This is a genomic window from Bartonella sp. TT110JLCBS, assembly GCF_042193405.1.
GTDB lineage: Bacteria > Pseudomonadota > Alphaproteobacteria > Rhizobiales > Rhizobiaceae > Bartonella.
This window is the reverse complement of record NZ_JBHILT010000092.1, coordinates 1-1596: the sequence shown is the minus strand read 5'-3', so window position 1 is coordinate 1596 and position 1596 is coordinate 1. Positions and strand designations below refer to the sequence as shown.

Here is a 1596-nt window from a genome sequence, read left to right as displayed (position 1 = left end):
AAGAAAGTCTTGCCTATCGTGCAGATTTTTCCTCACGCTTTTGTTATTTGATTGATCCCTTTGTACGGGTGGCAAATCGTGAGGGGGGTGTTAGTGTTAAACCCGCAAGTCCTTTTGCAGCAGCCATGTTTATCAAACGTGACAAGCAAAAGGGCGGTGTTTTTTGGTCTCCTTCCAACCAAGATGTGCATGGCATTTTAGGGACAGCACGCCCGATTAGCTATTTTGATGGCGAAATCGATCATGAGGCTAATCGCCTTAACCAAGCCGATATTGCGACCTTTATTCCAGCACGGCTTAGCCAAAATGCGCAGGGAGAAGTAGCTTCCAATGGGCGCATTTTATGGGGAAATCATACCACCTCCAGTGATCCACTTTGGCGCTTTGTCAATGTGGTGCGCACCCGTGCAGCCTTGGAAAAAACGATCATCAACAATTTCCGCCCTTGGGCCAATGATGAAAACCTTACTGGTCAACATGTCATTGCTATCACCCGCTCTTTGACCAGCTTTCTTGATGATATGATTGCGCGTGGTGCACTGCTTGGTGGGCGGGTTTGGTTTGATCGTGATTTAAATTCCAACAGCAATTTACAACTGGGGAAATTGCGGGTGGAATTTGATGCAGAAGAAGTGCCGCCTCTAGAAGATTTAAGCTTTGGCAGCCGGCGCAATGGAGCTTATTTTGATCGGCTGGCGCAAGATATCCAAAAGAAAATGACTTATCAATTTGGCGATACGCTTGAAACTTATCGCAAAGCAGCAAGGAGTTAAAGCATGACTTTACGCATTGTACGCGGTTTTACGCTGATTGTTGATGATGATGTGAATCTTCACCTTGATCTTGAAACCCTCAAATTACCTACGTTGGAAGAAATCACTGAAACCTATCAACCAGGGGGCTCTGATATGCAGATTGATGTGAGCGGTCTTGGTGTCAAAGCCCTTGGCTTGCAAATGAAAATCCGCAGCCATACCCCTGAGGTCATCGGTATTTTTGGTGGTCCTCCTGGGCTTCGTCATAAATTCACAGGCAAAAAACATGTGATCTCTGAAGAAGATGGGCGTGAGCATGAACATTCCATTGATGTGACAGGGCGGTTGGTCAAAGTTGATAGCGAAGGCTTAACGGCTGGAAAAGCGACAGGCTATGATTGCGAGATCAAAAATATTTGGGACTATACGGAATTTTGGGATGGTTCTGTTTTGCACCGCTTTTCTTTTAAACGGGGCGGCTGGCTTGTCCGCAATGGGCAAGAGATCGGTTCTCGCCGCCGCTCTATTCTCAACTTATAGGAATTGATCATGACAAGTTTACAAACCAGCATTGACGTGGAATTGCAGGTTCCGCTTCCTTATCAAGATAAAGGTGGCAAAGAATCTCTCTGCAAGAAACTGACCTTTTATCGCCCCACTTTTAAGCATGCCAAGCAATTAGCGGTGCTCATTGGACCACAATTGACAGAGCTGCTGCTTCCTGAGTTTGGAGAGCAAAAAACAACTTTGAGCAATGATGTGCTTATCACGAAGCTTTCTCAAGTTTTGTTCACAAGTGAGGCAACAGAAGGCATCACAGCACTTTTGGCTGATATGTCAC

Annotated in this window: 3 protein-coding genes; all 3 read left to right on the top strand. The window is 45.8% G+C overall.

Translation table 11 applies throughout. From position 1 onward, the window contains the following. On the top strand, window positions 1-773 hold a 773-nt coding region (locus ACFILW_RS09670), incomplete at its 5' end, for a phage tail sheath family protein (protein ID WP_375685709.1). A 3-nt stretch (window positions 774-776) separates the two neighbouring features. Continuing rightward, window positions 777-1295 (top strand): phage major tail tube protein, encoded by a 519-nt coding sequence (locus tag ACFILW_RS09665; RefSeq protein ID WP_375612336.1) that lies wholly within the window; start codon window positions 777-779, stop codon window positions 1293-1295. A gap of 9 nt (window positions 1296-1304) precedes the next feature. Next, on the top strand, window positions 1305-1596 hold a 292-nt coding region (locus ACFILW_RS09660), incomplete at its 3' end, for a hypothetical protein (protein WP_375685707.1).

Excerpts from the sequence above, each read along its gene's own strand:
- ACFILW_RS09665 (WP_375612336.1), top strand. The coding sequence starts at position 777 with ATGACTTTACGCATTGTACGCGGTTTTACGCTGATTGTTGATGATGAT.